This is a genomic window from Paenibacillus dakarensis (genome assembly GCF_001373415.1).
Taxonomy (GTDB): Bacteria; Bacillota; Bacilli; order Paenibacillales; family Paenibacillaceae; genus Paenibacillus_AQ; species Paenibacillus_AQ dakarensis.
The window spans coordinates 80,634-99,379 of record NZ_CDSE01000018.1 but is presented as its reverse complement, the minus strand read 5'-3'; the positions used below and the strand labels follow the sequence as shown (position 1 = coordinate 99,379).

At 50.7% G+C, this 18,746-nt stretch carries 15 protein-coding genes and 2 pseudogenes; 16 read left to right on the top strand and 1 reads right to left on the bottom strand.

The genetic code is table 11. The annotated features are described in order from the left end of the window. From BN1234_RS05360 to BN1234_RS05350, 3 genes are all read left to right on the top strand, one after another. Positions 1–2,113: FAD-dependent oxidoreductase (locus tag BN1234_RS05360; RefSeq protein ID WP_082423108.1), on the top strand; the 2,113-nt coding region annotated here is incomplete at its 5' end. A gap of 212 nt (positions 2,114–2,325) precedes the next feature. Continuing rightward, positions 2,326–3,309, top strand: a complete 984-nt coding sequence (locus BN1234_RS05355) for an aldo/keto reductase (protein ID WP_054955625.1) — start codon at positions 2,326–2,328, stop codon at positions 3,307–3,309. A 163-nt stretch (positions 3,310–3,472) separates the two neighbouring features. Next, positions 3,473–3,931 carry a RidA family protein gene (locus tag BN1234_RS05350; RefSeq protein WP_054955624.1) on the top strand — a complete coding sequence of 153 codons (459 nt, stop codon included), beginning with the start codon at positions 3,473–3,475 and terminating at the stop codon, positions 3,929–3,931. 42 nt (positions 3,932–3,973) lie between these two features. Here BN1234_RS05350 and BN1234_RS05345 read toward each other — a convergent pair whose 3' ends face one another. Next, entirely contained in the window at positions 3,974–4,918 is a 945-nt protein-coding gene (locus BN1234_RS05345; RefSeq protein ID WP_156337154.1) for a glycoside hydrolase family 18 protein, read from the bottom strand. An 87-nt stretch (positions 4,919–5,005) separates the two neighbouring features. On the opposite strand from BN1234_RS05345, the pseudogene BN1234_RS21765 reads away from it, so the two are divergent. From BN1234_RS21765 to BN1234_RS05290, 13 genes and pseudogenes are all read left to right on the top strand, one after another. Beyond that, positions 5,006–5,390: pseudogene (locus tag BN1234_RS21765) on the top strand (hypothetical protein). A 21-nt stretch (positions 5,391–5,411) separates the two neighbouring features. Beyond that, positions 5,412–5,513: a GNAT family N-acetyltransferase gene (locus tag BN1234_RS23040; protein WP_082423107.1), complete on the top strand. Its 102-nt coding sequence runs from the start codon at positions 5,412–5,414 to the stop codon at positions 5,511–5,513. Beyond that, positions 5,483–5,698: pseudogene (locus tag BN1234_RS05340) on the top strand (DUF4303 domain-containing protein); the annotation flags it as partial. The gene BN1234_RS23040 and the pseudogene BN1234_RS05340, both read left to right, overlap by 31 nt. Positions 5,699–5,879: 181 nt before the next feature. Beyond that, entirely contained in the window at positions 5,880–6,404 is a 525-nt protein-coding gene (locus BN1234_RS05335) for a DoxX family membrane protein (protein WP_245640099.1), read from the top strand. Positions 6,405–6,687: 283 nt separating this feature from the next. Further along, positions 6,688–7,614 carry an ABC transporter permease subunit gene (locus BN1234_RS05330; protein ID WP_054955620.1) on the top strand — a complete coding sequence of 309 codons (927 nt, stop codon included), beginning with the start codon at positions 6,688–6,690 and terminating at the stop codon, positions 7,612–7,614. 6 nt (positions 7,615–7,620) lie between these two features. Then, a complete protein-coding gene (locus BN1234_RS05325; RefSeq protein ID WP_054955619.1) occupies positions 7,621–8,529 on the top strand; it encodes an ABC transporter permease subunit in 909 nt (302 codons plus the stop codon). A 371-nt stretch (positions 8,530–8,900) separates the two neighbouring features. Beyond that, on the top strand, positions 8,901–9,860 hold the full coding sequence (locus tag BN1234_RS05320) for an ABC transporter permease (protein WP_054955618.1): 960 nt from the start codon (positions 8,901–8,903) through the stop codon (positions 9,858–9,860). Positions 9,861–9,877: 17 nt separating this feature from the next. Further along, positions 9,878–10,786 (top strand): carbohydrate ABC transporter permease, encoded by a 909-nt coding sequence (locus BN1234_RS05315; protein WP_054955617.1) that lies wholly within the window; start codon positions 9,878–9,880, stop codon positions 10,784–10,786. Positions 10,787–10,831: 45 nt separating this feature from the next. Next, positions 10,832–12,439: an extracellular solute-binding protein gene (locus BN1234_RS05310; protein ID WP_054955616.1), complete on the top strand. Its 1,608-nt coding sequence runs from the start codon at positions 10,832–10,834 to the stop codon at positions 12,437–12,439. 204 nt (positions 12,440–12,643) lie between these two features. Then, positions 12,644–13,930, top strand: coding sequence for an alpha-L-fucosidase (locus BN1234_RS05305; protein WP_054955615.1), 1,287 nt, complete (start codon positions 12,644–12,646; stop codon positions 13,928–13,930). 16 nt (positions 13,931–13,946) lie between these two features. Further along, complete coding sequence (locus tag BN1234_RS05300) at positions 13,947–14,969, top strand: carbohydrate-binding family 9-like protein (protein ID WP_054955614.1); 1,023 nt, start codon at positions 13,947–13,949, stop codon at positions 14,967–14,969. Positions 14,970–14,975: 6 nt separating this feature from the next. After that, positions 14,976–17,603 (top strand): transglutaminase domain-containing protein, encoded by a 2,628-nt coding sequence (locus tag BN1234_RS05295; RefSeq protein WP_054955613.1) that lies wholly within the window; start codon positions 14,976–14,978, stop codon positions 17,601–17,603. A 31-nt stretch (positions 17,604–17,634) separates the two neighbouring features. Continuing rightward, on the top strand, positions 17,635–18,672 hold the full coding sequence (locus BN1234_RS05290) for a glycoside hydrolase family 18 protein (RefSeq protein WP_054955612.1): 1,038 nt from the start codon (positions 17,635–17,637) through the stop codon (positions 18,670–18,672). Positions 18,673–18,746 lie beyond the last annotated feature (74 nt).

Genomic DNA, 18,746 nt, shown 5'->3' with positions numbered 1-18,746 from the left:
CTCCAGCAGCGAAGTCCGGGTATGGGTATGCGGGGCGACCGCCCATGGTATCAATAGATATGCACGGGAGACCGGCATCATGGGCGAGCTGTTCGTGGAGAACCAGTATCGCAACCCGGACGGTAACCCGTATTTATGGGACCTGGTCATTCTGGAGGCAGTCAAAGCGGAACCGAACATTACACTGCTGCTCAATACCGATGTGCATGAGGTTGAGGCGGACGGTCCGGAGGATAACCGAATGATTCGGTCAGTCACTGGCTGGATGCAGGGCTCCGAGCGGCGGATCCGCCTGGAAAGCCCCATTTTCCTGGATTGCACGGGCGACGGCCTTGTCGGCTTTTTAGCTGGTGCCCAGTACCGGATTGGTCGGGAAGCCGCTCATGAATACGGGGAAGAGTGGGCACCGGAGGAAGCGGATGGCATTACACTGGGCAGTACGCTGCTGTTCTACACGAAGGATGCGGGACACCCCGTTCGGTTCGTGCCGCCTTCCTTCGCCAAGGACATCACCCAGACACCCATCCCGATTAAGCGGGTCATCCGCAGCGGCGACTCGGGCTGCCATTATTGGTGGATCGAGTGGGGCGGCGAACTGGATACGGTCCACGATAATGAAATCATCCGGGATGAGCTGTGGTCGGTCATTTATGGTATTTGGGATTATATCAAAAATTCCGGGCAATTTGAGGCGGACACCATGACTTTGGAATGGGTCGGCTCCATCCCCGGAAAAAGAGAATATCGACGCTTCGTCGGCGACTATGTGCTGAATCAAAACGACATCATTGCACAGGAGCCGTTCGACGATCGCATTGCCTTCGGCGGCTGGTCTATTGACCTGCATCCTCCGCAGGGAATGTATGCCGAAGCCAGCGGCTCCAAGCATACACATGCGGACGGTAACTATCATATTCCGTACCGCTGCCTGTATTCGGCGAACGTAGGGAACCTGTTGTTCGCCGGCCGCAACATCAGCGCTTCCCATGTAGCGTTCGGTACGACAAGAGTCATGGCGACCTGTGCGGTTATGGGAGAAGCAGCCGGCACCGCAGCTTCCTTATGCGTAACGAAGGGCGCATCACCGCGGGATATTTACCGCTCGCATCTGCAAGAGCTGCAGCAGACGCTGCTGCGGCAGGACGCTTCGATCATCGGTCTGCGGCATGAAGATGAGCGGGATCTGGCCCGCTCAGCGAAGGTGACGGCATCCTCATACCGCCGCGACATCGTGATTGATCAGCCGGAATGCGCTGCTGAACTAAGCCGGGATGCCGCGATCTTATTCCCGGTGGAGCCGGGGATCGAAGGGCTGGAGCTGCTCATTGACGCATCAGAGGACACTACGCTTTCCATAGAGTTATGGGATACCGGACGTCTTGAGAACTACGTGCCGTACTCGAAGGTGGCTGAAGCCGAGGCTTCTGTCTCCAAGGGTGGAGCGCAGTGGGTATCTCTGCCACTCATTTGGAGCCCGGAAACGCCGCAGAATGCGTTTGTCATCATTCGTGAGAATCCTGCTATCCGCCTGTACCGGTCGAACGAACCGCTCACTGGTGTTCTGGCGTTCGAGAAGGGTGCAGTACCTAACGCGTCATCCAATCTGGAGGACCACGACGAGAATCAACCCATCGTGGCGTGGAGCATGAAGACATTGATCCGCAAGCCGTACTGCTTCAAGGTAAAAGGCATGACTGAAGCCTATGGGCCGGAAAAAGCGGTCGGCGGATACAAGCGTCCGTTCGGAGGACCGAATCTGTGGGCATCCGAGCCAATCGGTACGGAGCAGGAGGCTTGGCTGCAATTGTCTTGGGAGCAGAATATCGCCATGGAGGAAATCCTCCTGACGTGGAATGATGACGTGAATGAGGACCTGATTAACCTTCATCATCACCGGACGTCATTTGAAGTCATCCCTGAACTGGCAAAGTCTTACCGGATCGAGGCCCATATTCAAGGACAATGGAGTACACTGGCTTCGGTCAATGATAACCGCCGAAGAAGCAACCGCATCCGATTGGAGAGCGCGATTCAGACCGATGGACTGCGCATCGTGATCGAAGAGACGAACGGCGCTTCCAGTGCAGAACTTGTGGAGATTCGAGTATATTAAAAAGCTAAGGCAGCCTACCCTTTCAGGGGCGGCTGCCTTTTATGTCGAATGACATATCACATGCAGCAGCATATGTTCTGGGTTTATGAAGGAATAGTGTTGTCAATGTCGAGACAGCTGCATCCCTTTGATCATGTCATTGCATGAAAGCGATTTTATCGATATGCTGAAGGATAGGTAATGCTAACAATAACCGGAGGAGGCTATCATCTATGAAATATCGTCAGCTTGGAGATACGGAGCTTTCTATCAGCGAAGTCAGCTTTGGCACATGGGGGATTGGCGGTGACTGGGGGCAGTCGAGTGATGCCGAAGCTATCAAGGGCTTGGAACTGGCTATGGACCGTGGAGTGAACTTTTTTGACACTGCGGATGTATATGGTGGAGGACATGCGGAGAAATTGCTTGCCAAAGCCACCAAGGGCAAGGAAGATACCGTTCATATCGCTACTAAATTTTGCCGGGCAGGAGACATTCATGATCTCCATACCTATTCCGAGGAAGTCGTCCGTCGTTACTGCGAGGACAGCCTGAAGCGTCTGGAGCGGGAGCGCATCGACCTGTACCAGATTCACTGTCCGCCTCTTGAGGTATTAAAGGACGGCCGGGTATTTGAAGTGCTGGACAAGCTGCAGGCGGAAGGGAAAATCCGTCACTATGGTGTTAGTGTGGAGACGGTGGAGGAAGGATTATACTGTCTTGGCGTGCCGGGCGTCAAAGCGCTGCAATTTATCTTCAATCTGTTCCGCCAAAAGCCGCTTCAGGAGCTCTTCCCGAAAGCAAATGCATCAGGCAGGGGTATTCTGGTTCGTCTGCCTCTGGCAAGCGGCCTGTTGACCGGCAAGTTTAACGAGAACACGACCTTTAGCGAGAATGATCACCGGAACTTTAATGCGAACGGTGAGGCGTTCAATGTCGGCGAGACATTTGCAGGGCTGCCTTTTGAAAAAGGGGTTGAGTTGGCAAGAGAGCTTTCATGGATTGCGGAGGGCCGGGTGAGCATGGCACGGGCTTCGATGCGCTGGATTCTGGACTGTCCAGATATCACATGTGTCATTCCTGGCTTTAAAAACACCCGCCAGGTGGAAGATAATCTGGGAGCAATCGACGTTCCTTCCTTCTCGCCTGGGGAGATGCAGCGCCTGAAACAGTTTTATGAGGAAAAAGTGGCAGAGCATATCCGCGGGGCTTACTGATTCAGGATGGATTGAATAAAAGTATGATATGACAGGAGGGCGTTTGTGCGTCCTCCTTTTTTGGCGTGCATCATTCTCCTGAATCTTCTGGCTGTCGAATATTGACCAAGTTCCATAAAGATAGTAAACTATTTCCAATATTTGTTACATTGGAGGTTTTCTGATGAGCATTTCTTTAATAGATAAGAAATTGTTAGCTCTTAATATTACACTGCCAGAAGCAAGTGAACCTGCAGCCAAGTATGCAAATGTCATTATTGTGAATGGCTTTGTATTTGTTTCTGGCAAAGGACCAGCTGGAAACCCTAAAGGAAAGTTGGGAATTGATTTTACAACGGAACAAGGCTATCAGTTTGCAAGACAAGCAGGGATTGAGGTTTTAGCAGTATTAAAGTCAGAACTAGGTTCACTAGATAAAGTCAAAAGAGCTGTTAAGATCCAAGGTTTCGTTAATGCAAGTGGTGAATTTGAAGAGCATCATAAAGTGCTTAATGGATTTTCAGATCTTCTGTATGATGTTTTTGATGATAAGGGAGTTCATGCAAGGTCAGTGTTTGGAGCAGTATCTGTACGAAATAATCTCCCAATAATAGTTGATTCCATATTTGAGATTGAAAAGTAAATAACAACACAAATAAGGGTTATCATGATTACGTTCGCAGGGTTACCGATCGTTTTGCAGCATTTTCTTGAATGCAGGGTAATCGTGAATTGCAATACCGCTAAAACCGGTGTGATTTGCAAAATAATTCATGACTGTATTAAGTTGCTGATTCATATATTTTAGACCTTTATTATAGTAAGTAATTTCATTGATGATGCTTTTGCCGTCCGGAGGTTTAGTCTCCGAGCCGATATAAACCTTCTTGCCTATACTTGCGGCATAATCGGCTTCCGCCTGTGATGAACGAATTTGTCTCTCGCCCGTGGCACGATACGCCATGATTGTAGCGGTGTCCACAATGTCTAATACAAAGTAACTTAGCGGCTTTTTCTCACCGCCCGTTTCAACAATGACCGGATTTTCGCCTGTTGCATACCAGAACGGAATTGCTGCATTAAACTCCAGCTTGTCTTCACTTAATCTAATTTCATTCGCTATTCTCTTTAACATCTGTATATATTGATAGCTAATGGAGCCTCTTTTGGTTTTAAATTCAGCCATTGTGTGCGGTTCAACGTCATATTGGATTCCGTCAAATTTGCTGAGCGGATGCAACTTATTAAATGAGATAACTTCCCGAACTTCTTTTAACGCATCGCGATGATATTTTTCCAGGGCCCAGTTTGCTCTTCCCACCAGCGAAAATACACGTATCCCTTCTTCATGTGCCCTTAGGATTAGTTCTTCATAAGTTTCCGGCTGATACTGTAACGTATTTCTTGTTCCAATGAACAGCAAATTGATTTCATTATCCTTTAAAAACTGTAGCAACTGCGTGATCTTGGTTGAATTTGAAGCTGCATCATAAAAATCCCATACCCATAAAGCTTTTGTATTTCCATTATCCGCATGAGCCGGGGAAGGGAATATATTCATTACCGTCAGACAAAATGCTAAAACTAATAAGAGGGCCTTATTCTTCACTCGTTTCTCTACTCCATTCATGTTAGTTATTTTTCCATGGACTAGATTATCATATAAGTAGAGCTCAGCGAATGATCTGATGGGACCAATGCGAAGACCATTTTTATTTTGGAATATGTTGTTGTAGTTCATGGGCACCATTTTTATGAAAAAAATATTAGAGGAATCAGCAAATCCGAAAATGGCTTGGCCCAAATGACTCAAAAAGGTGCAAATACTACTTTAATAAAGAAACGACTCAAAGCTTTTTACATTGGCTTAGCCATGCTCGAATATGTTTGGCATCAAAAGTCTCATCACTATTAACCAGGATGATCTAGCAGAAGCTCGTCACACTCTTATGGGGCTACTCCCATCAATTGAAAAAGTATATGCCAAGTCAAAGGCAGGCAGCCCGCAAAGGACACTTCTAGAACGGAGAATTATATCTTTGGAATTAGCTGTTCAAGCCATTAACGATCTTTCGGGTAACCATAGGATAAATTTGATTTGATGGGCCACTGGGAGAGATCTGTTGGAACTATATGTAGAACCTGAGTATAGAATGTTAGGTTACGGCACCAAACTAATGCATGAGGTTGAGAGATTAGCAGGGAGAAACAATGTGAATTTATGAAGACGGATACTCTGGATTTTCATAGATATGGAGCAGTTGAGTGGAGTGAATGGGACAATTTCGGAATGTTTGATGAAGTGAATAAATTGATTGCGAAATATCATGAAACTGATGAAGATGATTTTGACAAGCGGGTTAAAACCCTGTTGAAAGAATCGTTAAATATGTTGTTGGCACTTGAATCGGCTCGAGAGCTTATATTGTCAGCGGACTGTTAGCCGAAATTTTATATTGTGTCGAAATTGTGAATATGGTTAGATGAATTAGATAGAACAAATCATTTTATTCGGAATGGAGATGATGAATTTGGCTAGACAGAGCTACAAGGAAGGTCAATATGTAATTGTGCCGGAGAATCCTGTCTCAATGTTTCTCTTCAACAGCACGCGCTCGTCTTGGATATGGCTGATTATCCGTCTGTATCTGGGTTATGAATGGCTGACCGCAGGAATCAAGAAGGTAACATCCGACGCATGGACAGGAAAAAATGCGGGGGTCGCTGTGGAAGGCTTTATGAAGGGTGCGCTTGCAAAGGCGGAGGAAGGAAAGGATGTTACCGGGTGGTATGCGTCCTTTCTGGAAAATGCGGTTCTGCCCAATGCCAAGCTCTTCTCCTATATGGTGGCGTTCGGTGAGGTGCTGGTTGGCTTGGGGTTGATTCTCGGCCTTCTGACAGGAATAGCTGCCTTCTTTGGCAGCCTTATGAATGCCAGCTTCCTATTTGCCGGAACCGTGAGCTCGAACCCGCTGCTGTTTATTTTGGCGACGTGGCTGGTGCTGGCGTGGAAGGTGGCAGGCTGGTACGGCCTGGATCGCTGGGCACTTCCATTGTTCGGTACACCATGGAAAAGAAGACGAACCACGGCAAGCTCGGAAGATACTGCGCTATAACTAACGAATTGGCGGTGGGGAAATCAGCCGGATTACCGGCAGTACCCGGGATTCTATATGGCACGTCAGTGCCGTATTCTAATAAAGAGGCAGTGCTCCAGAATGGAGCGCTGCCTCTTTATGTGTCTTTCCATTTCTCCCCATGCTCCAGTGTAATCATTATAAAATTTTTAATATATTTATAGACGAAATCGCAGGCTTGTGGTCTACTTTACATAATGATGTTCCAAAATCAGGATTCACAGGTTTATTCAAGGAGAATCAAGGAGGTTGAAATGGTTTTATGCCGCGTTTAGGGATTCAAATGCTGCGATCACTTCTGATTAATCTTGCTGCATTTTCACTCATCATCGGGGCGGTCCTTTACCCTAGGCATCTTATGCTTTCCATAGAGGGGTACAAGGTAGCCGTCGATTATACCGTTGGCACCTCGGCAATCGAGGCACTTGCAGCAAATGTGAAGCAGTTTTTTACCGATCTGTTCGTAAACAAAAGTCTTGGCTTTTCCCGGTTTAACGGTGAAACCGCTGGAGAAGCCGTCATCCGGGCGGTAGGCAACAGCCTTGCTGTCATTTGCGGAGCGTTGGTGATCGGTTTTGTATTTGGCGTGCTGAAGGGCATTCTGGATTACCGCCTATCCAAAACCCGCCTTAACATTCTGGGAAACTGGACGACCTGGATGTTCCAGTCCGTTCCGGACTTTTTCTTCCTGCTGCTGGTTCAGTGGTTTATCGTTAAGCATGTCACCGCTATCCGCTTTTTTGCCGACGAAGGCTGGCAAGGTTTTATACTACCGACACTGCTGGTGTCGCTGTATCCGATCGTGTATATTGCGAGCATTACTTCGGCCTCGCTGGCGGACCAGGAAGGAAAGCTGTATCTCTTGTTTGCCAAGGCGAAGGGACTTAGCAACCGGATGATTTTGATCAAGCATATGCTGCGGAGGAGTATGGGCACCGTGATTATTCAGCTTCCGACCTTGCTTGTATACATACTGGCCAACCTGTTGATGGTCGAGATTTACCGCGGTTTCCCAGGCGCGGCTTGGCGGCTGTACCTGGCTTTGGATTATAACACATACTTCGGAACTGGCTATGAGTATGAGCCTGGTATCATTATCGGCATCAGTTTCTGCTTCATGTTGTTGATATTGCTGGTTCAGTGGATCAGCCAAATTGCCAGAAAGTATTATGATCCGATGATGAGGTGAAACAAAATGAAGAAGAAGAAGAAAAATGCCCCGCTGTGGATTGGCATCGGGATGCTGCTGCTTTTGCTGTTCATTATGTATGTAGGACCGCATCTGCCTTTGATCGATAAGGAGCTGAAAGGCGAAACCTTCCGCTGGGTAGATAAGCCCGGCGGCAAGCTCCAGCTGCCAGCCTTTGCCCCCTCGGAAGAGAACTGGCTCGGAACGGACAAAAAAGGTGTCGACCATCTCAGCAAGGTGGTCGTCGCTGCGGAAGACACGCTTTATCTCATATTGATGGTCACCGTTCTCCGCTATATGATCGGCGTGCCGCTAGGGTTGTTAGCACGAAAAAAGAATGGATTTTTCTATCAGCTGATCATGCTGCTGAATCAGTTTTTTTCCTACCTGCCGTCCATTTTTTCGGCCATCCTGCTGCTGGCACTTCCAAGCCTGCTGTTTTCGCCGAACCGTTACTTCTGGTCTCTCTTTGTTCTGGCCGTGGTTGAAGCAGGAAGAGTCGCTATCACGGTGCAGGCCAAGGCTGACCGGATCTCGAAGGAGACCTATATGGAAGCGGGGGAAGCGCTGGGCTTAAGCGCAAAAAGAAAGCTCCGGGCTTATTACATACCTGCAATGACCCCGGAGCTCATTGTCAACTTCTGTGCGGACATGGGTAAAGTGACGATTCTGCTCGGCCAGCTGGCCGTGATGGACATCTTCATAACTCAGGAATGGAAGGAAGTCAACTATTATACCATGAAGTTTGTGAGCACCAGCTTCAATTGGACCACGCTTATTTCTGACTACAAGACGCAAATATTCTTGAGTAAATTTGATTTTGTATTCTATCCGGCTCTGGGCCTCATGTTAATTGTGGTGACATTCAATCTGCTCGGGGAAGGCCTCCGGCGAAAATTTTTTCTCAAGGCATAGTGTTTGGTCAAGTTCCGGTCGCAGGCCGCTTTGGAGATTTTTCTCCAGGGCGGCCTGTTTTGCGTTGTCCGGTGGTATGGGTGGCTGAAAATTCAGTGTCTATATGCATAAGCTAGATTGGCTAATTTTGACCAAGTTGTCTGATCCATATGCCGGCAGGTCAAAAACAACACATTTCCGGGTGGCTGCCGGCAATTGTCAAAAATGCTGTAACCCTTGCTGCATCAACATTTTTCAGCTGTGACAAAATGACATATTTACCCCCGGACGGGTTGTCGCCTATTGTGAGTTTGTAAGCGTTGCCATAAACAACTCTACATCGCAAGTTGCTGCAGAACTAAGAAACATCAGGAAGGAGTGAACCTTAATAAATGGGGAAAACAACACTCAACAGCAATTCAGCTGCACTGCCTCTCCAGTCGGGCAGAAGGGGATTGTGGAAGAGGATCCTCCAGAACTGGGAGCTGTACATTTTTATTGCCCCCGCATTTTTTTACTTTCTTATTTTCGCATACGGGCCAATGTACGGCATCCAGATCGCTTTTAAAAATTTTATTCCCACGATGGGAATCACGGGAAGTCCCTGGATCGGCTTCGATCATTTCGAACGCTTTTTCGAGTCCTATTATTTCTGGGATCTGCTGTGGAATACGCTGAGCATCAGCTTGTACGAGCTGGCCGTGGGCTTTCCGATTCCGATCATACTCGCCCTGGCGTTTAATGAAATCCGGACGGGCTTCTTTAAAAAGATGGCTCAGACCGTAACTTACGCGCCACATTTTATCTCGGTCGTTGTAATGGCGGGAATGATCGTTACTTTCCTTTCGCCGTCTACGGGCATCCTCGTCAAGATGGTTGAATGGATCGGCTTCAGTGCACCCGATTTTCTGACGGATCCGAAATGGTTCAAAACGGTATATGTATTCTCCGGTGTCTGGCAGAGTGCAGGCTGGGGTACAATCATTTATTTGGCAGCGCTATCCGGTGTGGACCCCGGATTGCATGAAGCGGCAGTTATCGACGGAGCTTCGCGGTTTCAGCGGGTGCGCCATATCAATATTCCGACGCTGGTGCCGACGATGACTATTTTGCTCATTCTGAATATCGGCAGCCTGCTGGGCGTAGGTTTCGAAAAAATCCTGCTGCTCCAAAACTCGCTCAACATGGAAGCCTCGGACGTCATTTCCACGTTCGTGTACCGGTCAGGTCTCGTGGATGCCCAGTACAGCTTCTCGACTGCGATCGGCCTGTTCAACTCGATCATCAATGCTATCCTGCTGATCGTTGTGAACCAGATCGTCCGCCGTACGAGCGAAAACAGCCTGTGGTAGAAAGGAGGAGCTAATCAATGCTGTCAGGTATCAAGGAAACGGGAAGAGACAGACTGTTTCTCGCCCTCAACTATATTTATGTGTTTTTTGCTTTTGCTGTTGTTCTTTATCCCTTAATATATATAGTCAGCGCCTCCATCAGTGATCCGAAGCTGGTCGGCTCAGGGGAGATGTGGCTCTTTCCGAAGGGGATTACCTTTGACGGATACAAGAGAGTGTTCGAGAACACGGCTATATGGACCGGATATGCGAACACAATTTTGTATACGGTGGTTGGAACCAGCATTAACCTGCTGGTGACGCTGCCGGCGGCATATGCACTGAGCCGGAAGGATTTTGTCGGCAGCAACTTTTTTATGGGCATGTTCATGGTGACCATGTTCTTCGGCGGTGGACTGGTGCCGACATACCTGCTGGTGAAGCAGCTCGGCATGGTCAACACGATGTGGGCCATCGTCCTTCCGTCAGCTGCCTCGATCTGGAACATTATCGTGTCCAGAACGTTCTTCCAGAGCTCCATTCCGAAGGAGCTGCAGGAGGCAGCGCAGATCGATGGCTGTACCAACATGCGACTGTTCATCCGAATCGTTCTGCCGCTCTCCATGCCGATTATCGCGGTTATGGCCCTCTTTTACGGGGTCGGCAACTGGAACAGCTATTTCTCGGCTCTCATTTATCTAAACGATGCCGGTAAATATCCGCTTCAACTCGTGTTGCGCCAGATTCTGGTCCTGCAGGAGATGTCCGCCCAAGGTGGGGGAATCATCGACGTGAACACGGCGGCTGCAATGAACAACAAGGCGGAAATTGCAGCGCTGGTGAAGTATGCGGTGATTATTGTAGCGACCGTGCCGGTTATAGCGATTTATCCGTTCCTGCAGCGCTATTTTGTACAGGGTGTTATGATCGGCTCCGTCAAGGGCTGATCCCATCATAGATTCTGATTAAAGAATACAAAGGAGAGTAGCGACATGAAAAAACTTCGCAAGGCTTCAACGATTTCGCTCAGCCTTCTGCTGTCTGTCAGCATGCTAACGGCGTGCGGAGACAAAGGAGCGGGAGGAAATTCCCCTGCTGCCGGCACCAACACTGCAGAGGACGTTAAGAAGGAAGGCTTCCCGATAGTGGACAAGCCCCTTACCCTGAAAATGATGTCTCAGGACGTGGGCGTGGCAGACTGGAACGATATGCCGACGCTCAAGGAGATGGAGAAGCTGACTGGCATCAAGATGGAGTACCAGCTTGCACCAATTGACAGCTTCGCTACAAAGAAAAATCTTGTATTTGCGAGCGGTGATCTGCCTGATATTTTCTATGCGGCTGACCTTAAGCCGGCAGAGCAGGTGACCTACGGCAATCAGGGTGTTCTGATCCCGCTGGAGTCATATATTGATGGCGGCTATGCGCCGAACCTGAAAAAGATTTTTGACGAAAACCCGGATTTCCGAAAATCGTTTACGACCACAGACGGCCATATATACGCGCTGCCATTTATCGATTCCGCAGCCGTATGGTACCGCGGTCCAGTATGGTACAATGGCGAGTTTTTGAAGGCACTTAATGCTGAAGAACCAAAAACTACCGAAGAGTTGTACACATATCTGAAACGCGTGAAAGAAGAGGATCCGAACAAAAACGGCAAGAAGGATGAAATTCCGCTCACCTCGGTGAAGCTGGATGACCTGCGCATGTACTTCTTCGGCTTCTGGGGCATGTACAGCGAGGGCATCTACGTCGACAAGGAGGACAAGGTCCACTATTCGTTCCTGGAGGAAGGCTACAAAGGCTATCTGACCTTTATGAACCGTCTGTGGAAGGAAGAGCTTCTTGACCACGAAACCTTCTCTCAAACCGCGGAGCAAAAGAAGGCCAAAGGACAGGCCAATCAGATCGGCGTGTTCAACGATTACTTCCCGCAATTTACGATGGGCGGAGAGCCGAGCGACAAGCATCCTCTGATGACGCCAGTGAAGAGTGAGATTGAAGGAAGTCCAGTTTACGGCATGCATCCGGGCATTTCTGCGAACGGCACGTTTGCCATCACGAGCAAGAACCCGGCGCCGGAGGCAACGATGCGCTGGATCGACTATATATACAGCCCGGAAGGCTCCACCCTGTTCGCACTTGGGCCTGAAGGCTTGCTGTGGAAGTACAAGGATGAGACGAAAAAGGAAAAAGAATGGCTGCCGGTTCCGGACGGCGGCGACCGTGATGAATACCGCGGCAAAGTAACGCCAAACAACGGTATTTTGACACCGGGTATCAACTCTCCGGACACCTCGGACGGCCTTCGCTCCGAATTCGACGAGTGGCTGGATGAGCAAAACCAGGAGAAGCTTGTGCCGATCGGCAAGTCCCCGTTCCCGAACGTATATCTGACGACAGAGGAGCAGAGCGAGGCTTCGGCGCTGCAATCCGATTTGAACACTTATGTGACCCAGATGGAAGCAAAATTCGTGACCGGCCAAGAGCCGCTCGCAAACTGGGATAAATATGTAGCACAAGTGAAGAAAATGGGCGGCGACCGTCTGGTTGAGCTGTACCAGGGCGCTTACGATCGCTGGAATTCCACGAAATAATCGGTTGGAGGCCGATTTGATAAAAAATGAGGTCTTTCCTTACGGTTAGGAAGGAGAATGGACGTCCGGCGAGAACATTAATCCATAAAGCAGCACGAATCGCCTGACGGAATCTTGAGACAAGAAAAACATGCCAGCGCTCCCGGACCCTGCCGTCCGGGAACTGGCTGTTACTTTTTTTCAATTGAAAGGTGGGATTGTAAGATGCAGCAATGGTTTGAGGACGCGAAGCTGGGGATATTTATTCACTACGGCATTTATGCGGTGGACGGGGTATCGGAATCCTGGTCTTTTTACAATGGGAGAATGTCATACGAGGATTATATGAAGCAGCTTGACGGCTTTACAGCCTCGAATTACGACGCGGATTACTGGGCAGAGCTGATTCAGAAATCCGGCGCTAAATACGCCGTGCTGACAACGAAGCATCATGATGGCGTGGCCCTGTGGGACACGAAGTACAGCGACCTGAATGTAGTCAAGAAAACACCGGCCGGGCGGGACCTTATCAAAGAATACTCGGAAGCGGTTACAAAACGAGGCATCCGCCTCGGCATGTATTATTCCCTGATCGATTGGTCGCATCCGGATTATCCGAGCGTGTTTGAGGGCGGACGGGTGCCTGAAGACCTGAGTAAGGTTAATCCTCATTCCGGTCCGGTGGACGGCGTGCAGGATGAAGAGAAGTGGCAGAAGTTTCTGGAGTTTAACAACAACCAGCTGCGTGAGCTTTTGACCAATTACGGTAAAGTGGATCTGCTGTGGTTCGACGGCGACTGGGAGCGGAGCGCGGACCAGTGGAATCTGCCGGAATTCAAGCACTATTTAAAATCCTTTAATCCCGATCTCATTATCAATTCGCGTCTCTCGGGGCATGGGGATTATAAAACGCCGGAGCAGGGGCTGCCGATCACGAGACCGGAGGGGCCGTGGGAATTCTGCACAACGATCAACTCCTCCTGGGGTTATGACCCGACGGACAACCATTATAAATCACTGAATCAAATAATTCGCATGTTCTGCGACTGTATTTCCATGGGCGGCAACATGCTGCTTGATATCGGTCCGCGCGAGGACGGCACGATCGATCCGAGACAGGAAGAGATACTGCTTGGATTAGGTGACTGGATCCGTACGCATGAAGAGGCGGTATTCGGCACGGTGGACGGCATTATGACCCGTTATTATCTTGGCGGCAGCACCGTGTCCAAGGATCGCAAGACATTGTATCTGTTCGTGTACGACACACCGAAGGAAAGCGTGTGCCTGAAAGGTCTGTGCAACCCGATCAAGAAAATTACAGTGCTGCACTCCGGCAAGGAGCTGGAGCATGAGATTCATGGCGGTGTACCTTGGTTCAACATTCCGGGCACCACGTGGATTAAACTGTCGCCGGAAGACACACATGAGCAGGTGACCGTGTTGAGGCTGGAATTCGATGAGGAAATCGAAATGTACGGTGGTTCGGGCGCCGTGGTAACCCATAACTGAGGAGGCGAAGGACAAGATGAGCTGGAGCGGGATGCCGGAGCCGAATATTAACTATGAGCCAAGGCATTACATATGCAGGCGTGCCGAGGGGGCGCTTGCGCTTGACGGACGGGTGGACAAGCCGTTCTGGGAGGCGGCTGTATGGAGTGAGGATTTTGTCGATATCGAAGGGGATCTAAAACCGAAACCGACGAAGCGGACACGGGTAAAAATGCTGTGGGACGACGAGTATTTTTATTTTGCTGCGGAAATGGAAGAGGATCAGATCTGGGCGACGCTGACAGAGCGTGATTCCGTTATTTTTTACGATAAGGATTTCGAGATCTTCATTGATCCCGATGGGGACAGCCACCAGTATTACGAATTCGAGATCAACGCGTTGAATACGGTATGGGACCTGCTTCTGGTGAAGCCATACCGGGACGGGGGCCCGCCGGTGAACGGCTGGGATATCGCCGGGCTGAAGACAGCGGTGCATATTGACGGAGAGTTGAACAATCCCGAAGCCGGCAGCAAGAAGTGGAGCGTTGAGGTTGCGATTCCGTGGCAGAGTCTGAGGGAGTGCGCAGCGGAAGGGCGTCCGCCGGTGGCCGGTGAATTCTGGCGCGTCAACTTCTCACGGGTAGAATGGCAGACCGATGTGAAGGAAGGTCAGTACCGTAAGGTACTTAATCCTGACACTGGCAAGCCGTATCCGGAGGACAACTGGGTATGGTCACCGATGGGACTCATCAACATGCATTATCCAGAGCTTTGGGGCTATGTCATGTTCTCGGATGGCGTCAGGGGAGAGGAATTTGAGCTTTCCAGGGATGAAATGATCAAGTGGGAGCTGCGTAAGCTCTATTACAAGCAGCGGAACTATTATGAACAGCATGGTGCCTTTACGGCGGATGCCGGGCTGCTGATGGGTGAAGAGATGTGGAGCATTGAGCCGGTGATCGAGACGACGAGGAGCATGTTTCAGATTACAGTACCGTCTTCCGACGGGTTAAGCATGCTGTGCATCCGGGAAGACGGAAAGTTGTGGAAGGAGTGAGATGAGATGGAGATGAAATCACAGGCGTTTTCTCTAAATGCCAAAACCAGGGAACAGATCGACAAAAAATTCGAGCAGAAGCGGAAGCTTGCGCAGGCCAGGGAACAGGAACTGTTCGGTATCTTTCATGAGCAGCTGACAGATGAGGAATTGTGGGCACTCAAATATTTGTATGCGTATATGCCGGTGACGGATCTCGCGGATTATGACGGGAAAATGTTTCTCAGCCATGTCCGCAGAACGCTCGAGATTCGGCGCCAGATGCCTTGGGGCTCCAGGGTACCTGACCAATTGTTCTTGCACTTCGTGATGCCCTACCGTGTGAATACGGAGAATATCGAGGATTCCCGCGGCATTCTGCATCAGGAGCTGGCTGACCGGACATCTCGGCTTACTATGAAGGAAGCGATTCTGGAAACGAACTACTGGTGCCATGAAAAAGCAACCTACATCGCCAGCGACCTGCGGACGATTTCGCCGCTGACGATGATCCGGAATGCACGCGGACGCTGCGGTGAAGAATCAACGCTGGCAGTGGCGGCACTCCGCAGCATTGGCATTCCGGCGCGGCAGGTATATACGCCGCGCTGGGCGCACTGTGACGACAACCATGCATGGGTAGAGGCATGGGCTGACGGACGCTGGTACTACATCGGTGCCTGCGAGCCTGAGACCCGCCTGAACCAGGGCTGGTTCAGCCCGCCGGCCCGGCGTGCAATGCTTATCAACACGCGCATTTTTGCCGATTATCCGGGGCCGGAGGACATTACGCTTTCGGATGAATGGTTTACGGAAATCAATCTGCTGGAAAATTACGCGCCTACCCGTATCATCGATGTGTCGGTGAAGGATACCGGAGGCAACCCTGTTGGCGGCGCGGAGGTGCATTTCCAGCTGTACAATATGGCTGAGCTATATCCAATCGCTTCACTTCCAACGAATGAAAAAGGCCAAGCCTCATTCAAAACAGGTTTCGGCGACGTGCTGATCCGTGCCGTGAAAGATGGTGTATGGGGCGAGATAAAGCATTCGGCGAAGGATGGCGGACGATGCGAGTTGGTGCTGAGCCAGAGCGAACAGCTGCAGGGCTTGACGGACCTTGATATGGTGCCACCGCCGGAGAGGGAAGGGGAAGCGGAGAAGGCGCTGACTGACGAACAGGTGCAGCGGCACAACCGCCGCCTGGAGGAAGGCACGTCGATCCGAACTTCCTATGAAGGAACGTTCATCGGTGAATCGGAGGCACGTGAGTTGGCGAAGGAGCTGAAGCTTCCGGGCGAACGCGTCTGGGATGTGCTGCGCAAGGCGCGCGGCAACAGCCGGGAAATTGCAGCCTTCCTTACGGAACGTTCCGGAGAGTATGGCGAATGGCCGCTGCGTCTGCTGGAAACGTTGAACGAGAAAGACCTGATCGACTCCTTCCGACCGGCGCTGGACGATCATCTGATCGAGGGCCTGGCTTGGAAGGACGACTATGACGACAAGACGTTTGCCGACTATATTCTCTGTCCGCGGGTTCTTTACGAAATGATCGTGCCGTACCGGCGCTACTTCCATGAGGCCTTTGCAGAGCAGGAGGTCCAGACTTTCCAGGCCGATCCGGCCAAGCTTGTGGAGGCTCTGGAGCAGGATTATGTGTACTGGGAGGATCTCCCCAATCTGAAGGGCAAAGGCAATCCGGCGGGCACGTTTAGCCTGAAAGCGGGAGATGAGGTATCGCTCGACATTCTGTTCGTAGCGGTGTGCCGCAGCGTTGGTATTCCGGCCCGGCTGCATCCGAACGAGCAGAAGCCGCAGTACCTGCAGAACAACGTCTGGGTCGACGCTGAATTCCATGACCGCAAGGTCGATCAGAAGCCCCATGCATCTTCTGTGACCGGCCGCCTGATTCTGCGAAAGGATCCGGACGCGTATCCGGGTGCCCCGGAAGCATCGTATTATGAAAACTTTACGATCGCCCGGCTGGAGCAGGGCATGTATAAGACGCTGGTGTTCCCATACAACATGAAGGATGTGTATGACAAGCCGTTCGAGGTGGAGCCGGGAGCTTACCGGATTATCACCGGCGTTCGGCTGAAGGACGGGACGGCAAGCGTACGGTTCACGCAGGTTGTGGTTAGTGCCGGAGAGGAGATCGAGACTGTCCTGACCTTCAGGGAGACTGAAACCGAAATTCCGGTGCTTGGGCAGCTTGGAGAAGGCAGCCGCTTTACCCGGCTGGACGGAAGTCCGGTTGAGCTTGCGGAGCTGGCGGGAACGCGAGGGGCCATCATGGCATGGCTTGAGCCCGAGCGGGAGCCGACCAAGCATCTGCTGCGCGAGCTGGGTGAGCTATCTGGTCCGCTTGCGGAGCTGGGGGCACCGATTGTGCTTGTGATCGGCGATGCCGAATGGACCGCTTCTTTCAAGCCTGAACAATATCCAGAGCTGCCGTCCAATGTCGTATGGGCGAAGGATTCCACCTATGGCTCCTTGCCGGGCTTTGTGTCGGAATCACCCGCTCGCGAATCCGGGTTCCCGCATGTATTTGTAACCGATTCGCAGAACCGGATCCGTTATACGGCTTCCGGATACCGGATCGGAAACGGGAAGGAAGCGCTGAAGATCATGTCTGCTGTTTACAGCACATCCTAAATGATATAGAGAATCGGAGTGAATCATTGACATGACGACCAAAAAATATATAGCGGCCGGTTACGCGTCTGATCGGGTGCTTCCGGATATAACATCGGAGGATTTATCGAAGCTGACCCATCTGAATGTGGCGTTCGGCCATGTGAAGAACGACGAGATTACGACCGCACATCTGAAGAACACATCTGTATTATCGGATATCAAGCGAAACCACCCTGACTTGACGCTGCTGCTGTCCGTTGGCGGCTGGAGCGCCGGTGGCTTCTCGGAAGCCGCCTCTACTGCAGAAGGACGCGCCGCTATGGCCTCTTCAGCGGTCCGTGTGCTGAGCGAGCTTCCTTTTGATGGTATTGATCTGGACTGGGAGTATCCGTGCTATGGCGAGGCTGATATTGCCTCAAGCCCGTCCGACAAGCAAAATTTCACCCTGCTCCTTAAGACAATGCGGGAGGCGCTGGATGCGAAGGGTATGGAGGACGGAAAGCATTATTTGCTGACCATAGCTGCTGGGGCCGATCAGTATTATGTGGATGGTACGGAAATGGACAAGGTGCAGCAGTATCTTGATTTCGTCCAGCTTATGACCTATGACATGCGTGGTGGCTTCCAGGTGCTAACCGGACACCATACGAATCTGTATACGCCGACGGGAGATTTGTTCCGCATCAGCGTAGATGCCTCGGTAAACCTGTTCCACCAGGCGGGCGTACCGAAGGAGAAAATTGTCATCGGTGCGGCATTCTATTCCCGCATCTGGAATGAAGTGCCGGACCGCGATCACGGCCTGCACCAGATGGCAGGCACCACAGGTGGCTACGGACCGGATTTCACTGTTCTGGCCGAGAATTATATTAACAAAAATGGCTATGTCCGCTACTGGGATGAGGAGGCATGCGCTCCGTATCTGTTTAACGGATCCAGCCTCATTTCCTATGACGACGAGGAATCGATCACACGCAAATGTGAGTACGTCAAGAAAACGGGAATTGCCGGCATCATGTTCTGGGAATATTCCTGTGACCGGACCCATCGGCTGCTGGATGTGATTCATCAGGGTTTGAACGGCTGACGCTATAAGAAAAACAGCTATTCTCTTCCCTTCGCAGAAGAAAGGCCGCATTAAAAAGAAGCTCCCCGGAGAAT

What these genes read in the sequence shown, in the direction of transcription:
- BN1234_RS05345 (WP_156337154.1), bottom strand. Translation starts at nt 4,918, where the DNA reads ATGAATGGAGTAGAGAAACGAGTGAAGAATAAGGCCCTCTTATTAGTT.
- BN1234_RS05300 (WP_054955614.1), top strand. Translation starts at nt 13,947, where the DNA reads ATGAGCTGGAGCGGGATGCCGGAGCCGAATATTAACTATGAGCCAAGG.
- BN1234_RS05295 (WP_054955613.1), top strand. Translation starts at nt 14,976, where the DNA reads ATGGAGATGAAATCACAGGCGTTTTCTCTAAATGCCAAAACCAGGGAA.
- BN1234_RS05350 (WP_054955624.1), top strand. Translation starts at nt 3,473, where the DNA reads ATGAGCATTTCTTTAATAGATAAGAAATTGTTAGCTCTTAATATTACA.
- BN1234_RS05310 (WP_054955616.1), top strand. Translation starts at nt 10,832, where the DNA reads ATGAAAAAACTTCGCAAGGCTTCAACGATTTCGCTCAGCCTTCTGCTG.
- BN1234_RS05330 (WP_054955620.1), top strand. Translation starts at nt 6,688, where the DNA reads ATGCCGCGTTTAGGGATTCAAATGCTGCGATCACTTCTGATTAATCTT.
- BN1234_RS05305 (WP_054955615.1), top strand. Translation starts at nt 12,644, where the DNA reads ATGCAGCAATGGTTTGAGGACGCGAAGCTGGGGATATTTATTCACTAC.
- BN1234_RS05355 (WP_054955625.1), top strand. Translation starts at nt 2,326, where the DNA reads ATGAAATATCGTCAGCTTGGAGATACGGAGCTTTCTATCAGCGAAGTC.
- BN1234_RS05335 (WP_245640099.1), top strand. Translation starts at nt 5,880, where the DNA reads ATGTTTCTCTTCAACAGCACGCGCTCGTCTTGGATATGGCTGATTATC.
- BN1234_RS05315 (WP_054955617.1), top strand. Translation starts at nt 9,878, where the DNA reads ATGCTGTCAGGTATCAAGGAAACGGGAAGAGACAGACTGTTTCTCGCC.
- BN1234_RS05320 (WP_054955618.1), top strand. Translation starts at nt 8,901, where the DNA reads ATGGGGAAAACAACACTCAACAGCAATTCAGCTGCACTGCCTCTCCAG.
- BN1234_RS05325 (WP_054955619.1), top strand. Translation starts at nt 7,621, where the DNA reads ATGAAGAAGAAGAAGAAAAATGCCCCGCTGTGGATTGGCATCGGGATG.
- BN1234_RS05290 (WP_054955612.1), top strand. Translation starts at nt 17,635, where the DNA reads ATGACGACCAAAAAATATATAGCGGCCGGTTACGCGTCTGATCGGGTG.